Raw genomic sequence first — 12,722 nt, forward strand, 5'->3', positions numbered from 1 at the left:
GCCTCCGCAGCGCCGATGGAGCCGGGACCCGGCGCCGGCTTGCCGGGCGCGCCCTGCCCGGCTGAACCGGCTGCCGTACCGGCCTCGCCGGCTTCCGCTGCCCCGGGCAGGCCCCCGCCTGCGGCCCCGCCGAAGCCGGCGAGGGGGCCTTTGCCGATTTCCGGAACGGGGCCGGTGAAGCCGCCCGTGTTGTACTGGTTCGAGAGCGCACGGATGCTGCCTGCGCTCCCGACCTGCAGAACGGAGGAGTTGGACACGGCATCGACCCGGAGCTGATGGATCGTAATCGTCTGGTGTATGGTCCAGTTCATGCCGTCGCCGTTTTATTTGCCTCGGCTTCGATGGCATCGCTGTCGTTCGTATTCGTGGCGCTGACGGCATTAAATACATGCGGCAAATCACCTGTATTAAAAGAACCTGCTCCTGCATAGCTTTTTGAACTGCTGTTTGGCGATATGACCAGGCAGTCCCCGAATTGAACGACAGAGCTGGGGCCTACGGTCAGTATTTTCACGTTTCCGACGATGGCCGGCATAGGCGTTCTCCTTTGCTGCGTCTTCTTTTATAGCTTATGTAGGGTAGCGCCCAGATGTTCATATTCCTTTCCCCGATTTAACGGATTCCGCAAAGAATGTTCACCACCGGGCGGTCTCCGTTCATATAATGCAGAAGAAGCGGGGGGAGCTGCGATGAATCAGCCGGACATGAATAAATGGCTTAAATGGGAGCATGTCGAAAAATTTCTCGATCAGCCCCAGAAATACATTGAGAATATCAAATGGATCGAAGGGTTCGTGCGCGACGTTTTCGACCGTACAATGCCGCCGCCCCAGATGAACGCGGACATTCAGCAGACGCAGCCCAGGTCCCAGCAGAAGGGCAAGCAGCAAACATCGTCCCAGCAGCCGAGGGAGAGCGTGAACGGCGATACGTTCGAAACGCATACGGACGTATTCGTCCGGTTAAAAATTCCGAAAAGCGAAGATCCGCGTTCGCTGCAGGTCATGGTGAAAACCAGCCACGTCAAAATTCTCGGGCTGACGGATGAACCGAGAAAACTCATTAAACTGCCCAGCCCGGTTTTGCCGAAAACGGCGAAGGCCACTTACAAGGAGGGCGTTCTGCAAATACAGGTGCGCAGGCGCAAGTATAAAGACAACTATCATGAAGCGTATATCGAGTATTGAAATGAAAAAGAAACCGGCCTTCAGCGGCCGGTTTCTTTTTATTGCGCTGGAGAGAGTGCCTTAGACCGGGACTCTTGTCTTCCGGCGGGAAGCGGTGGAACGAAAGAAGCGGAGGGGCGATCGCCCAAGAGGGGCTGGCCGGAAAACGTACCGCTCGCGATCGGAAGAAAGAAGGGGCCGTCCCACTGGTTTTGCGTCTCTAGGCGATGGTCCAAAAGCGGTTGGCCCGGTTCTCTCTCGGGCTTTCTTAATCCTTCGGCAGCCTGACATGAACTTCGGTGCCGATATCCGGCTCGCTTTGGATCTTGAGGGTTCCGGCATGGAGCTTGACGATGTTCTCGGCGATGGCGAGCCCCAGTCCGACGCCTCCGTTCTTGCGGCTGCGCGCTTTATCGACGCGGTAAAACCGGTTGAACAGCTGCGGGATGTCGTCCTTCTCGATGCCGATCCCTTTGTCCACGACGGAGATCTGCAGGTGACGGGGCTGCTCCCGGACGATGATGTTGATCGGCAGCTGGCTGTACTTAATCGCGTTGTCGAGCAGAATGATCAGCAGCTGACGGATTTTCTCGGGGTCGCCTTTCATCTTCAGAGGGGTGTCTTCTTCGGGAAGATCCAGACGCACCTCGCGGTCGAACGTCAGCTGAATGGACGCGGCCGTGGCCTGGACCAGGGGGCGCAGCTCGAATTCCTGCCATTCGGTCCGCTGCCGTTCGTCGGAATCCGCAAGAGTGAGCAGGCTCTTCGTCATTTCCCTCAGCCGGACCGATTCGCTCAGAATCGCTTCGATGGCTTCTTCGCGAATCTGGGGATCGTTGCTGGCCCAGCGCTTGAGCAGCCTCGCATAGCTCTCGATAATCGTGAGCGGGGTGCGCAGTTCATGGGAAGCATCCGCCAGGAACTGTTTCTGCTGCTCGAAATGCTGCTCCAGCCGGCCGATCATTTCATTGAAAGTCTGGCCGAGCTGAGCGATCTCGTCTTTTTTGCGCGTGGATTGGATTTCCAGCCGCCTGAATGTTCCGCTCCGTTCAATGCTTTCCATCGTCTGGGCCAGCCTGTGAATGGGGTTGAACACCAGACTCGCGTAGATATACCCGATGATAACGGATAGGACAAGCGCACCGAGCGTCGTATAAAAAAGAGCGAGAAACAGCACCTGCACGTTATCGTTCAGGGTGACCAGCTTGCGGGCGATTTCCAGCGAAGCGATCTGGCGCTCGTTTTCCATAACGGGCACTTGCACATACAGACAGAAGCCGTTGTCTGTGGAAACGAGCTTAGAGACGGTGCCTGTCGCGGGTATGAATTTGGCGGGACGCTGGAGGAGCGTTTCGTCCGTGTAGATTTCTTTTTGCACCGTGGAGTCCGGTCCGATGAGCCGGATCAGTTCGTTGGCTACGAGAAAGTCTTTGAGCAGAAAAGGATTTTCCCAATATTCAGGATGCTGCACCACATTTTCTTGAAGCAGCAGCTTGGCCGCTTTGCGTTCGATATTTTGAGTTTCATTGCGCGAATTGTTTTCGATAAAAAGATAGTAAATGAAGAAGTTGACGCCCAGAAGAATCAGAAAGAGCAGGGAAGTCTGAAGCAGAGCGAACCGCAGCTTAAGACTCATCGGGGCCACTTCCTTTTATGAGATAACCGACGCCGCGGATCGTATGGATCAGCTTGCCGGGGAAATTTTTTTCGAGCTTCTGCCGCAAATAACGGATGTAGACGTCCACAATGTTCGTATCGCCTACAAAATCGTAGCCCCATACATCGGAAATGATATCTTCCCGGGATTTCACTTCCCCCTTGTGCTGGAGCAGGTACTGGAGCAGATCGAACTCCTTGGGAGTAAGTTCGACGGATTTCCCCATGCGGGTAACCTCGCGGCTCTTCAGGTTCATGAGAATATCTTCCGCCTGAAGAATCTGATCGTTCTCCGCCTGGCTCTGCTGAGTCGTCAGCCGGAGCAGGTTGCGAATGCGGGCGAGCAGCTCTTCGATGGCGAACGGCTTCGTCACGTAGTCGTTCGCTCCCTGGTCCAGGCCGCTTACTCTGTCGGGCACCGCGTCCCTTGCGGTCAGGAGGATGACGGGGACCGCGGACTGCTGCCGCAGGCGGCGCAGCACTTCCAGCCCGCTCAGCTCGGGGAGCATGATGTCGAGCAGGATGAGATCCCACGGCTCCGCCAGAGCCATGTCGAGACCCTTGCGCCCGTCCTCGGCCAGGCTGACCTCGTAGCCCTCATGCTGCAGCTCCAGCTGCAGGACGCGTGCAATTTTACTCTCGTCTTCCACCAACAAAATTTTGCTGCTCATCCCGCACCTCCGCTTTTACAGATAGTGTTTGTGGAGGGGGCGGTTTCCATACGGAACAGATGAAAATTGAACGGCAATCCGGCAAAGGTTGAAAAAAGAGGCCCGTTTTTAGACAAAAGGGCTAAAATGTAAGGCTGTTTGGCCGGGGGGACCCGTTGATTTTGCCCCGTAAAGATGATATTGTTTTGACTACAGAACTAAAATAGGATTTTGGTCAAAACGGAGGTGCCGAATGGATCAGCGGCGCGAAAACATTCTCGATGCGGCGAAAAAATCGTTTGCTTTGTTCGGATACAAAGGAACGACGGTCGATCAGATCGCCAAAATCGCCAGCGTTGGGAAGGGAACGCTGTACCTGTATTTTGAGACAAAAGAAGATTTGCTAAACGAGATTGTCAAATCCCTGATCGCCGAGATGAGAAAACTGGCCGACGCCAGCATTTCCAAGGGCGGCACGATCATGGAGAAGCTGCATTCCGCTACATACAGCATTCTGGTTTACCGGAAGGAGCACGAGCTGCTGCTGAAATTGTCGCAGGAGGTGGCCCAGTTCGGTACGCCGGCGTCTCAGCACGCTCTGCGCGAGATCGAGGAAGGCGTCATCGGCTACATCAAGCAGCATCTGGAGATCGCCGTCGCGAACGGAAGCATCAAGCCGTGCGATCCCGAGATTACCGCGTTCGTGCTGGTGCGTATGTACCTGGTCCTGCTCGTCGACTGGGAAAGAAAGCATCCGCCTCTTACCAACGAGCAGATTTCGGATCTAATCCAGCTTTATATGATGGACGGAATCGCCCTCTAAGGGCGGTTTGTCCGTTTACACCCTAAATTATGAACTAGAGAAAGTATCCTGGGAGGGAAATGTTAGATGAAGTTTGTTAGACCTGTTGTATACGTAGTGATGGCCGGATTGATCGGCGGGGGAACTTTCCTGCTGTCTTCCAAAGAGGCCCTGAGCAGCACCCAGAACCGTCCGGCAAACCTGCCGACCGCTTATATCGAAGCAAATCAGGTGGCCGCGAGCTTTAAAGCCGGCGGCCGCGTGACTGAAATTCTCGTCAAAGAAGGGGACACCGTGAAGAAAGGCCAGGTGCTGGCCCGGATTCAAAGCCAGGAAATCGAGGCGAAAGTAGCCCAGGCCAAAGCGGCCGTAGCGCTCTCCCAAGGGAAAATCGCCGAAGCGAAGGGCGCGGAAGCGACAGCCCAGGCGAAAAAACAGCAGGGTCAGGAAGCGGTGACGCTTACCGCGGAAACGGCCGAGAAACAAGTGAAACAGGCCGAAGCGGTCGTGAAAGCCGCGCAGACGAAGGTGGACGCCTTGAAGAACGGGGCGAGACCGGAAGAGAAAAAGCAGGCGGAGATTCAGCTGAACGCAACCAAAGAGGTTTTCCAGACAGCGGAAGAAAGCTACAACCGTGTTAAAAAAATGAAGGAAGAGGGACTCGTCGCCCAGACGGACGTGGATAAAGCGAAAGTCAGCTACGAAGAAGCCAAAGCCAAATACGAAGTGGCGCAGCAGCAGTACGCGCTTGCCCAGCAGGGGCCGCGCGTGGAGGAAATCCAGGCCGCGGAGGCGCAGGTGGAACAGGCCAAAGCGGCCGTCGAGCTGGCTAAGGCGAACATGGATCAGGTGAAGATCCGCCAAGGTGACGTGAACGCCGCTCAGGCGTCGATCCAGCAGGCGCAGGGCGCCGTCAAATCCGCCCAGTCCGGACAGCAGCAGGCCCAAGCGGCCCAAAGCGAAGCCGAGACTTACCTGAGCTACACCGAACTGCTTGCTCCTTCCGACGGCATCATCATTTCCCAATCCGCTCAACTGGGCGAAATGGTAGGCTCCGGCTTCCCGGTGTTCACGATGGAAACTTCCGCGGACACGAAATGGGCGCGTTTCTATCTGAAAGAAACGGACGCGGCCGGTCTGAAAACGGGCGATACCGTGACCGTAAAAGTGACGGCTAACGGCGCCGCCGTGACCGGCAAAGTAAGCACGGTCGCTCCGGCCGCGGACTTCGCCGTGAAGAAAGCGACGCAGAACGCGTCCGATACCGATATCCGCTCGTTCGGCGTGAAAGTCGAGCTTTCTCAACTGCCGGAATCGGTTCTGACGGGAATGACCGTACAATGGGAAGGAAAAGCGGGTGATACCGTTGCCCCTTAAAGTCGGAAGCGTGATCGCCGAGGAATGGCGGCAAATTTTCAAGGACCGCCGGTTGATGGCGATTCTGTTCCTCGTGCCGATCCTTTACACAACCTTATTCGGATCGATTTATATCCAGCATAAAGTAACCGAAATGCAGACCGTCGTCTTCGACGAGGACAACAGCCAGCTCAGCCGCCAGATCGTGCAGGCGTTCGACCAGAGCGAAACGTTCCGGGTCGTGAACGCCTACCATTCGGAGGCGGAAGTGACGGAAGCCATCTCCCGCGGAGAAGCGAAGGTCGGGGTCATTATCCCGAAAGAATTCGAAGCCCGCATTAAACACGGCGATGTGCAGCCGGTCATGACGCTGATCGACGGCGCGAACATGATGATCTCCAACTCCGCGACGCGCGCGGCCAATGAGATCGTGACCACGTACAGCTACGGCGTCAGCGGCAAGAAGCTCCAGCAGCAGGGCCTTCAGGATGAACAGGTCAGCTCGACGTTCTCCGCCGTCCCGTTCCGCTACCGGGTGCTTTACAATCCGACGTTCAACTACAGCGATTTTATGATTTTCGGTCTGGCGGGCGCGATTTTACAGCAGGTGCTTCTGCTCGGCATCGCTTTGACCATCACCCGCGATAAGGAAAAAGGGATCTGGAGCCGTTTTGCGGAGTGGAAAAAGATGCCGTGGCGCCTCGCTTACGCGAAATCGGTCCCCTATTTTATCATCGGCATGCTGAATGCGGTCGTGGTGTTCACGATCATGCTGTTCGGCTTCGACCTTCCGATGCGCGGACAAATTCTGATGGCCATGCTGCTCTCGGCCTGCTTCAACTTTGCGGTGCTCGGCATCGGGTATTTCATCTCCCTGTTCTCGAGCGCGCAGCTCGGCTCCACTCAGATTGCGATGCTGATCGCGGTGCCGTCGTTCATGCTGTCCGGCTATACATGGCCGTTTGAAGCGATGCCGAAGGCGTTGAGCATCCTCGGCCATCTGCTGCCGCTTACTTACTTCCTGGAGGGCGTCCGCCACGTGTTCGTCAAAGGCAATGGCTACGACGTCATCGTCAAGGACTGCATCGCGCTTGTTCTGACGGGACTCATCACTTACTTTGCGGCATTCCTGCTCACCCGGTTCGCCATGTTCCGCAAGCAGACGGATGAGCCGGCTTCGGCCGGGCTGCCTGCTGTCCAGCAGGAGAGCACCTCCCTTACGGTGTAAGAGCCCTGTTCGACCGACACAGTGCCAAACAGCGTTTCACCGGCGCGCGAAAGCCATGCTTGTACAGTGCCAGCGCGCCGTTTACATAGTTTCAGTCATCAGCATCAGCGCTTTTGTTCCCATGTCCCTCAGCCTGCGTTTAGTTCTTATCATACCTTGGAAAAGAAGGGATTTTCGATGAAAAAAATCATAGCTACGCTGACGGCGTCCGCTTTTGTATTCGGCATGATGCCGGCCGCATGGGCGGCGGATACCCATTCGCCTTACTACGAAATCAAAGACGGCAACCTTGTTCAACTTCACGCGACAACCGATAAGCCTCTCAATAAAGATGAGATACGCCTGCCCGCGCTGGAGAAAGTCAGCAAGCTGACCCTGGACACCGTGCTGGAATGGACGCTTAACAACTCCTACAATATGAAATTGCTCTACCTGAAAACAGCCGCGCTCGGCAGCAAAAGCAGCGATCTCAAGAATCAGAGCGAAAACCTGTACGGAGGCAGCTTCGAAGGCTACAAGCTTCCGGCTTCCCCGCAGGATTACATGACGCCAGAGGCGATGAAGAAATACCAGATCGATCCGACCAAAGCGACTCCGGACAGCTTCTTCTGGATCGGTCCGGTTGTCGAAACCAACACGGTGCTGAACAAAGTCATCGAAGGGCAGGGGCAGATGGTTAATGGCATTAACCAGATTTTGCAGGCCCAGCGCGAACAGATGAAAACAACCTCGCATCAGCTCGACACGGACATGTGGAACAACCTGCTCCAGACCGACGAAGCGATTGAAGGCATCAAGCTTCAGGTGACGGCGCAGTACGTGCAGCTTCTCGGCTCCAAGAAGCAAATCGCCCTCATGCACGAGTACAAAGGTGTGGCGGAGAAAGAGATGAAACGCGCCCAGGTGCTGAGCGACGCGGGTCTCGCTTCTCCCGAGGACGTGGAAACCGCCCGCAAAGCGGTGAACAAAATCGGTGACGATATTCAAACCCTGGAGAACAACTACCGCCTAGGCCTCGTGCAGTTGTGCTTCGATATCGGCGTTGAATACACGCCGGACCTGCTGCTCGAAGAGCCTGCCGCCGTATCCGAAAATGTGCAGCCGGTTGTGAAGAAAGATACCGAAACGCTGCTCGCCAATTCTTTTAAGCTGAAAATGGATCACAACGGCATCGACGAAGCCATCTGGCAGCAGCAGAATACCGTGACCAAGAATACGTACGGCGGCCAGTATCAGAGCGTCAACACGGGAATCGCTTATCAGAAACAGGAACAGACGAAAGCCGAGCTGGTCAAAAAGATCTACGCGACTTACAGCGATGCCGAGAACGCTTATCAGATCGTGCTGAACGAGCAGCGCAACCTGAAAGACGCGCAGGCCGATGTCGCCAAAATGAAAATCCGCTACGAGAACGGGTTTGTCTCCAAGCATGATTTCGATAAATTTTCTTTTAAACTTCAACAGGCTCAAACCACGCTGGAGGGAGCCAGACTGAAATACTTCGCCTTGGTACGCAAGGCCGAAGCGATGGATAGAGGATTTATCTCGTAAAAGGCCTGTATTTCGAAAGTTTATGCAGACTGAATGTATATGGACTTTATTATTAGGCGAATGAATAAGAGAGACCGGTCCTTGGATCGGTCTCTTTTTTTGATAGCAACATTAAAAAAACCGTTGATCCTGTTATGGTCAACGGTCTGTTTTACACTTGCGAATAATAACTCTCAACCTTGATTTTCATTAACATTTTTACTTGCAGCGACTGCACACTCAAAACGATCTCTAGTGATATTGAGTTGGTATATTTTTTCTGCTACATCACTCGCAACAACTCTTTCATCCAGATGGAAACCTGCGGGAAGATCTGTTCGCTCCTTCTCTTTTTCTAGATCCGTATACAACGGAGGATTATGCAAAGGGAAATATCCAACAAATACACCATTTCCCTTTAATTCATTGTGTAAATGTTCGGAAAGAAGTCTCAGGGCCGCCTGGGGAGCTCCAATAGCAGCCGTATAAGGAAACGGATATCTATCAGACTGACCACTCGTATACAAAATAGATCCCTTTGATTCTTTAACATAAGGAAGGGCAGCTTGAGCAGATTTCAAGGCACTGACTACACGCATATTTAGAAATTCCGTTATAAGTTCAGTTGAAATCTCTGTTGCAGGTACATATGCCTTGCCTAGCGGTCCCGGGACATTATAAAATAACACATCAATTCCTGACATCTTATCGGCCAATAGTTTAATTGCTCTCTCTATTTGTTTGGGGTCATATGCGTCAGCGGGTTCGAAATAAGTATCTATTCCTTCAGCTGATAATTCAGCCGCCATTTCTTCAATTTGTTCTTGTCCTCTGCGAATTAACCCTACGGAGTACCCTTCTTTACCGAAACGTCGAGCTGTTTCAAGTCCGACTCCCTGTCCTGCACCTACAATGATAATATTTTTATTCATTTTATTTCTTCCTTTCCTAACAGTAATTAAATTTTATCCTTACAAAAAAAATTGTCTTGCATTGTTTTTCATATATCCATTGTAGTAGATCCATATATATTTGTATAATTGAAATGATTGAAGATTTGATTCAAAATAATTGAATCATAAGGAAGTGTAGACTACATGGAAATACGTCATTTATTAACATTCAAGACTGTTGTAGAAAAAGGCGGGTTTAAAAAGGCTGCTGAATATCTCGGATATGCTCAATCTTCTATAACCACTCATATTAAAGACTTAGAAAATGAAGTAGGTGCACCCCTATTTGATCGGATTGGTAAAAAAGTAATTTTGACTCACTATGGACAGCAGTTCCTTCCGTATGCCATAAAAATTATCGAATTGCATACTCAGGCTTTAAATATGGATGAAGAACCTATCGGCAATCTTAAAATCGGTATATCTGAATTGTTGACCGTTCAACGTATTCCCTCCATTTTGTTAGAATACAAAAAATTGTACCCCAAAGTTAATATTTCTCTTAAATCACTTGACCACTGTGATATTAGTTCTAATCTGCAAAATGGAGATATTGATATGGCATTGATTTTAGAAAAGGAAGATTGGCCTCTGCCTGAGCTCCATTGTGAAAAATTAAAAAGAGAAGAAATGGTTTTGATTAGCTCTCTCGAAAATAAAGAAGACTTAAAAACAATTCTTTATACAGAGGAAAGCTGCTGCTACAAATCTTTATTCGAAAACTATTTAGAAAGTAAACATATAGAGGTAGAACAAATTCTAAAATTTCAAAGTATTGAGGCCATAAAACAATGTGTCATTGGTGGTCTAGGCTGCTCATTGGTTCCTTACTTTTCTGTAAGAGAAGAAATAGAAGGAAATAAAATAAAGGGTGAAAGGGTGAGCCATGAACTTAATGCAAACATGTCCACCTACTTGGTCTATCACAAGGATAAATGGATCTCTCCCGCTATGCGTAGTATGATCACTCTGATCAGGACCCATGTTAAAACCTGGAGTTAACGTTCTATTTTACAAATACAGGGGAGCATTATTATCAAGCGTTTTTGACTTATTTCACCCTTAAAAAGCAAAAGAACCCTCATAAATTAATATACGGCTCCATTATTTTGTATTGGCAGCTGATAAATAAAATGCAGCGCGCATCCTAACGGATACGCGCTGCATTTTATTTATAAACTCATGTAGTCGGTTCTCTGAAGCCCTGTTTAACCCAAAAACAAGGGTTTTGCAGTGATCTCTCATCGTGCGTCTTTCTTCGTTTAACGTTCGGCTATGAAATTTTGGAGGCGCCGTCGCCGGGATGAGCCTTCGTTCACCGGGACTGTCGAGCCTGGAGGCCGTGAATAAAATTCTCGGCCAGCTCCCGCGGGACAAGTTGAGCGGGATCGCGTCCGCTCAAGATCCAGAAGAAGCTCGGTCCGATCAGCAAGGCAGTGGCCTGTTCGAGCGGGACTGGCAGCGTATCCTTCCCGAGCGCGCGCTCGATCACGACACGAGCGCTATCGCCGAGCGGGTCTTTCGCGGAGAGCAGCTCCGCCACGACGGAGTCATGCTGCGCTTCACCCAGGAGTGCCCGATAGGCGGCACCGGCCAGTGAGTGCGCGAGGAAGCGCAGAAGTGCTTCCAGGTAGGCCGTGATGTCGTCTAAAGGATCTCCCGAGAGACTAATCGCAAGCTCCTCCTCTGCATCGGCTGCGCTGGCCTCAAACAGGATCTCCGCTTTGTGTGACCACCATCGATACACGGTCTGTCTGGACACTCCGGCCCTCTCGGAAATGCCCTTCATCGTCATTGCCGCATACCCGACCTCGAACAAGAGGTCGTCAACTGCATTTAGAATAGCCGTCCTCGCTTGCTCGTTTCGGGGACGGCCGACGGGATTATGTTCTTTATTCATGTCACAATTATACAAGGGGACGTTGTTTCTTGTCCATTTTCTGATTATATGTGACTAATCCAAAGCCGTCGCCTTCACCTCGTCTGCGGCCCTGTTCGCCGGAGCTGTAAGCCCTCTTATCGCTAAGACGGCATTCACACAAGACTTTCTTCAAAAAAAAATTACTGGACACCATGCACCGTTTATAGTAAATTAAGTCACACGATGTCTCGTAATTAAAGAGGACGGATGTCGTCTCGTATTCTGAGGATGCGAGTTACCGCAAAAAATAGGCCGCAGCCCACAGAAGGGCTGCAAGGAGGTAACACGAATGAATGTATTTGTCACTGGAGCAACAGGGTGGATCGGATCGGTCACCGTAGATGAGCTGCTGAAAGCTGGACACAAGGTCGTCGGGTTGGTCCGTTCGGACGTCTCTGCTGCGTCGCTCGAGGCGAAAGGCGCGAAGGTTCTGCGCGGGGACCTCGATGATCTCGACTCCCTCCGCCGCGGGGCGTCCGATGCGGAGGCTGTCATTCACCTGGCGAACAAGCACGACTTTGCAAATCCGGCGGAGTCTGACCGTGCTGAGCGGGCTGCAGTCGAAACCCTTGCTGAGGCGCTGGTCGGTACCAACCGGCCTTTCATGGTCGCGACTGGATTGTCCGGCCTGTATCAGGGGCGGCCGATACTGGAGACGGACCCGTCGCCTGACGTGAGCCCGGACTCTCACCGAGGCGGTGCTGAGAACCTCGCTCTCGACTACGTTGATCGCGGAGTGCGGACTATGATCATCCGGTTCGCACCGACGGTTCACGGGGCCGGAGACTGGGGCTTTGTCAAATTCCTGGTGAGCGCTGCACGCAAACATGGCGTGTCCGGGTACATCGATGACGGCTCCCACGCATGGTCCGCGGTGCACCGTTCCGATGCCGCCAAGCTCATCCGGCTTGGAATCGAGAAAGCACCGGCCGGAGCACGCCTGCATGCCGTCGCAGAGGAAACCATCTCCACCCGGGCGATCGCCGAAGCCATCGGACGCGCTCTTGATATCCCGGTGGTGACGATCGCGCCGGAGGATGCAGTTGCGCACTTCGGTTTTGTCGGCAGTTTTTTCAAACTATCCATGAACGGCTCCAGCGAACGCACCCGTGAACTGCTCGAATGGGCGCCCGCCGGGCCGACTCTAATTGATGACATCTTGGCCGGTGCGTACAAGGAAGCCGGGAAATAAGGTGCGATCCACAGAACCAGGCCTGCTGCCCTGAACCCGTCACGGCAGCAGGGCCTGGTTCTGGCTTGCGTGTAGGCGTGTACCATCTTGGTCGTGGACCTTGTCGCCGCCATCCATTTGGCGGTTCCGAAACCCCTGCCTCCTTTACCACCGGAGCCATTCCCACGCTGCAGGTTGCGAGCGTCGTGACGCTCATGGCAGGTTTCCTCATCTTAGCGGCAGCATTCCAGGCGCACCGACGGGAGCGGAGCTCAGCCACTGTGGGCTC

12 protein-coding genes and 1 pseudogene are annotated in these 12,722 nt (G+C 52.8%); 7 read left to right on the forward strand and 6 right to left on the reverse strand.

Translation table 11 applies throughout. The features are described from left to right. Positions 1-158 precede the first annotated feature (158 nt). Positions 159-311: pseudogene (locus PCH01S_RS31575) on the reverse strand (spore germination protein GerPB); the annotation flags it as partial. Next, on the reverse strand, positions 308-535 hold the full coding sequence (locus PCH01S_RS28540) for a spore germination protein (RefSeq protein ID WP_042235725.1): 228 nt from the start codon (positions 533-535) through the stop codon (positions 308-310). The pseudogene PCH01S_RS31575 and the gene PCH01S_RS28540, both read right to left, overlap by 4 nt. 154 nt (positions 536-689) lie before the next feature. Here PCH01S_RS28540 and PCH01S_RS28545 point away from each other — a divergent pair, with 154 nt between their 5' ends. Continuing rightward, the gene (locus tag PCH01S_RS28545) at positions 690-1,187 is read left to right on the forward strand and encodes an Hsp20/alpha crystallin family protein (protein ID WP_042235728.1); all 498 of its coding nucleotides are present in this window, start codon (positions 690-692) and stop codon (positions 1,185-1,187) included. Between the two features lie 247 nt (positions 1,188-1,434). On the opposite strand, the gene PCH01S_RS28550 is transcribed toward PCH01S_RS28545, so the two are convergent. Together PCH01S_RS28550 and PCH01S_RS28555 are read right to left on the reverse strand one after the other, a co-directional pair. After that, positions 1,435-2,802, reverse strand: a complete 1,368-nt coding sequence (locus tag PCH01S_RS28550) for a sensor histidine kinase (RefSeq protein WP_042235729.1) — start codon at positions 2,800-2,802, stop codon at positions 1,435-1,437. After that, the gene (locus PCH01S_RS28555) at positions 2,792-3,493 is read right to left on the reverse strand and encodes a response regulator transcription factor (RefSeq protein ID WP_042235733.1); all 702 of its coding nucleotides are present in this window, start codon (positions 3,491-3,493) and stop codon (positions 2,792-2,794) included. The genes PCH01S_RS28550 and PCH01S_RS28555 overlap by 11 nt, the downstream gene beginning before the upstream one ends. A 232-nt stretch (positions 3,494-3,725) precedes the next feature. Here PCH01S_RS28555 and PCH01S_RS28560 point away from each other — a divergent pair, with 232 nt between their 5' ends. From PCH01S_RS28560 to PCH01S_RS28575, 4 genes are all read left to right on the forward strand, one after another. Next, positions 3,726-4,295 carry a TetR/AcrR family transcriptional regulator gene (locus PCH01S_RS28560; protein WP_042235735.1) on the forward strand — a complete coding sequence of 190 codons (570 nt, stop codon included), beginning with the start codon at positions 3,726-3,728 and terminating at the stop codon, positions 4,293-4,295. 66 nt (positions 4,296-4,361) lie between these two features. Continuing rightward, positions 4,362-5,651 (forward strand): HlyD family secretion protein, encoded by a 1,290-nt coding sequence (locus tag PCH01S_RS28565; RefSeq protein ID WP_042235738.1) that lies wholly within the window; start codon positions 4,362-4,364, stop codon positions 5,649-5,651. Further along, positions 5,632-6,858 carry an ABC transporter permease gene (locus PCH01S_RS28570; RefSeq protein WP_042235741.1) on the forward strand — a complete coding sequence of 409 codons (1,227 nt, stop codon included), beginning with the start codon at positions 5,632-5,634 and terminating at the stop codon, positions 6,856-6,858. The genes PCH01S_RS28565 and PCH01S_RS28570 overlap by 20 nt, the downstream gene beginning before the upstream one ends. A gap of 177 nt (positions 6,859-7,035) precedes the next feature. Further along, positions 7,036-8,409 (forward strand): TolC family protein, encoded by a 1,374-nt coding sequence (locus PCH01S_RS28575; RefSeq protein ID WP_042235744.1) that lies wholly within the window; start codon positions 7,036-7,038, stop codon positions 8,407-8,409. Between the two features lie 173 nt (positions 8,410-8,582). Here the strand turns inward: PCH01S_RS28575 and PCH01S_RS28580 are convergent, their stop codons facing one another. Further along, positions 8,583-9,320 carry an SDR family NAD(P)-dependent oxidoreductase gene (locus tag PCH01S_RS28580; protein ID WP_042235746.1) on the reverse strand — a complete coding sequence of 246 codons (738 nt, stop codon included), beginning with the start codon at positions 9,318-9,320 and terminating at the stop codon, positions 8,583-8,585. Positions 9,321-9,485: 165 nt separating this feature from the next. Here PCH01S_RS28580 and PCH01S_RS28585 point away from each other — a divergent pair, with 165 nt between their 5' ends. Beyond that, complete coding sequence (locus PCH01S_RS28585) at positions 9,486-10,343, forward strand: LysR family transcriptional regulator (RefSeq protein ID WP_042235750.1); 858 nt, start codon at positions 9,486-9,488, stop codon at positions 10,341-10,343. Between the two features lie 313 nt (positions 10,344-10,656). Here the strand turns inward: PCH01S_RS28585 and PCH01S_RS28590 are convergent, their stop codons facing one another. Continuing rightward, positions 10,657-11,241 (reverse strand): TetR/AcrR family transcriptional regulator, encoded by a 585-nt coding sequence (locus PCH01S_RS28590; RefSeq protein WP_042235819.1) that lies wholly within the window; start codon positions 11,239-11,241, stop codon positions 10,657-10,659. A gap of 310 nt (positions 11,242-11,551) precedes the next feature. On the opposite strand from PCH01S_RS28590, the gene PCH01S_RS28595 reads away from it, so the two are divergent. Further along, positions 11,552-12,454 (forward strand): SDR family oxidoreductase, encoded by a 903-nt coding sequence (locus PCH01S_RS28595; RefSeq protein WP_042235752.1) that lies wholly within the window; start codon positions 11,552-11,554, stop codon positions 12,452-12,454. Positions 12,455-12,722 lie beyond the last annotated feature (268 nt).

The sequence above is a fragment of the Paenibacillus chitinolyticus NBRC 15660 genome, assembly GCF_000739915.1.
Taxonomy (GTDB): Bacteria; Bacillota; Bacilli; order Paenibacillales; family NBRC-103111; genus Paenibacillus_F; species Paenibacillus_F chitinolyticus.

What these genes read in the sequence shown, in the direction of transcription:
- PCH01S_RS28540 (WP_042235725.1), bottom strand. Translation starts at nt 535, where the DNA reads ATGCCGGCCATCGTCGGAAACGTGAAAATACTGACCGTAGGCCCCAGC.
- PCH01S_RS28565 (WP_042235738.1), top strand. Translation starts at nt 4,362, where the DNA reads ATGAAGTTTGTTAGACCTGTTGTATACGTAGTGATGGCCGGATTGATC.
- PCH01S_RS28555 (WP_042235733.1), bottom strand. Translation starts at nt 3,493, where the DNA reads ATGAGCAGCAAAATTTTGTTGGTGGAAGACGAGAGTAAAATTGCACGC.
- PCH01S_RS28575 (WP_042235744.1), top strand. Translation starts at nt 7,036, where the DNA reads ATGAAAAAAATCATAGCTACGCTGACGGCGTCCGCTTTTGTATTCGGC.
- PCH01S_RS28550 (WP_042235729.1), bottom strand. Translation starts at nt 2,802, where the DNA reads ATGAGTCTTAAGCTGCGGTTCGCTCTGCTTCAGACTTCCCTGCTCTTT.
- PCH01S_RS28545 (WP_042235728.1), top strand. Translation starts at nt 690, where the DNA reads ATGAATCAGCCGGACATGAATAAATGGCTTAAATGGGAGCATGTCGAA.
- PCH01S_RS28595 (WP_042235752.1), top strand. Translation starts at nt 11,552, where the DNA reads ATGAATGTATTTGTCACTGGAGCAACAGGGTGGATCGGATCGGTCACC.
- PCH01S_RS28590 (WP_042235819.1), bottom strand. Translation starts at nt 11,241, where the DNA reads ATGAATAAAGAACATAATCCCGTCGGCCGTCCCCGAAACGAGCAAGCG.
- PCH01S_RS28580 (WP_042235746.1), bottom strand. Translation starts at nt 9,320, where the DNA reads ATGAATAAAAATATTATCATTGTAGGTGCAGGACAGGGAGTCGGACTT.
- PCH01S_RS28560 (WP_042235735.1), top strand. Translation starts at nt 3,726, where the DNA reads ATGGATCAGCGGCGCGAAAACATTCTCGATGCGGCGAAAAAATCGTTT.
- PCH01S_RS28585 (WP_042235750.1), top strand. Translation starts at nt 9,486, where the DNA reads ATGGAAATACGTCATTTATTAACATTCAAGACTGTTGTAGAAAAAGGC.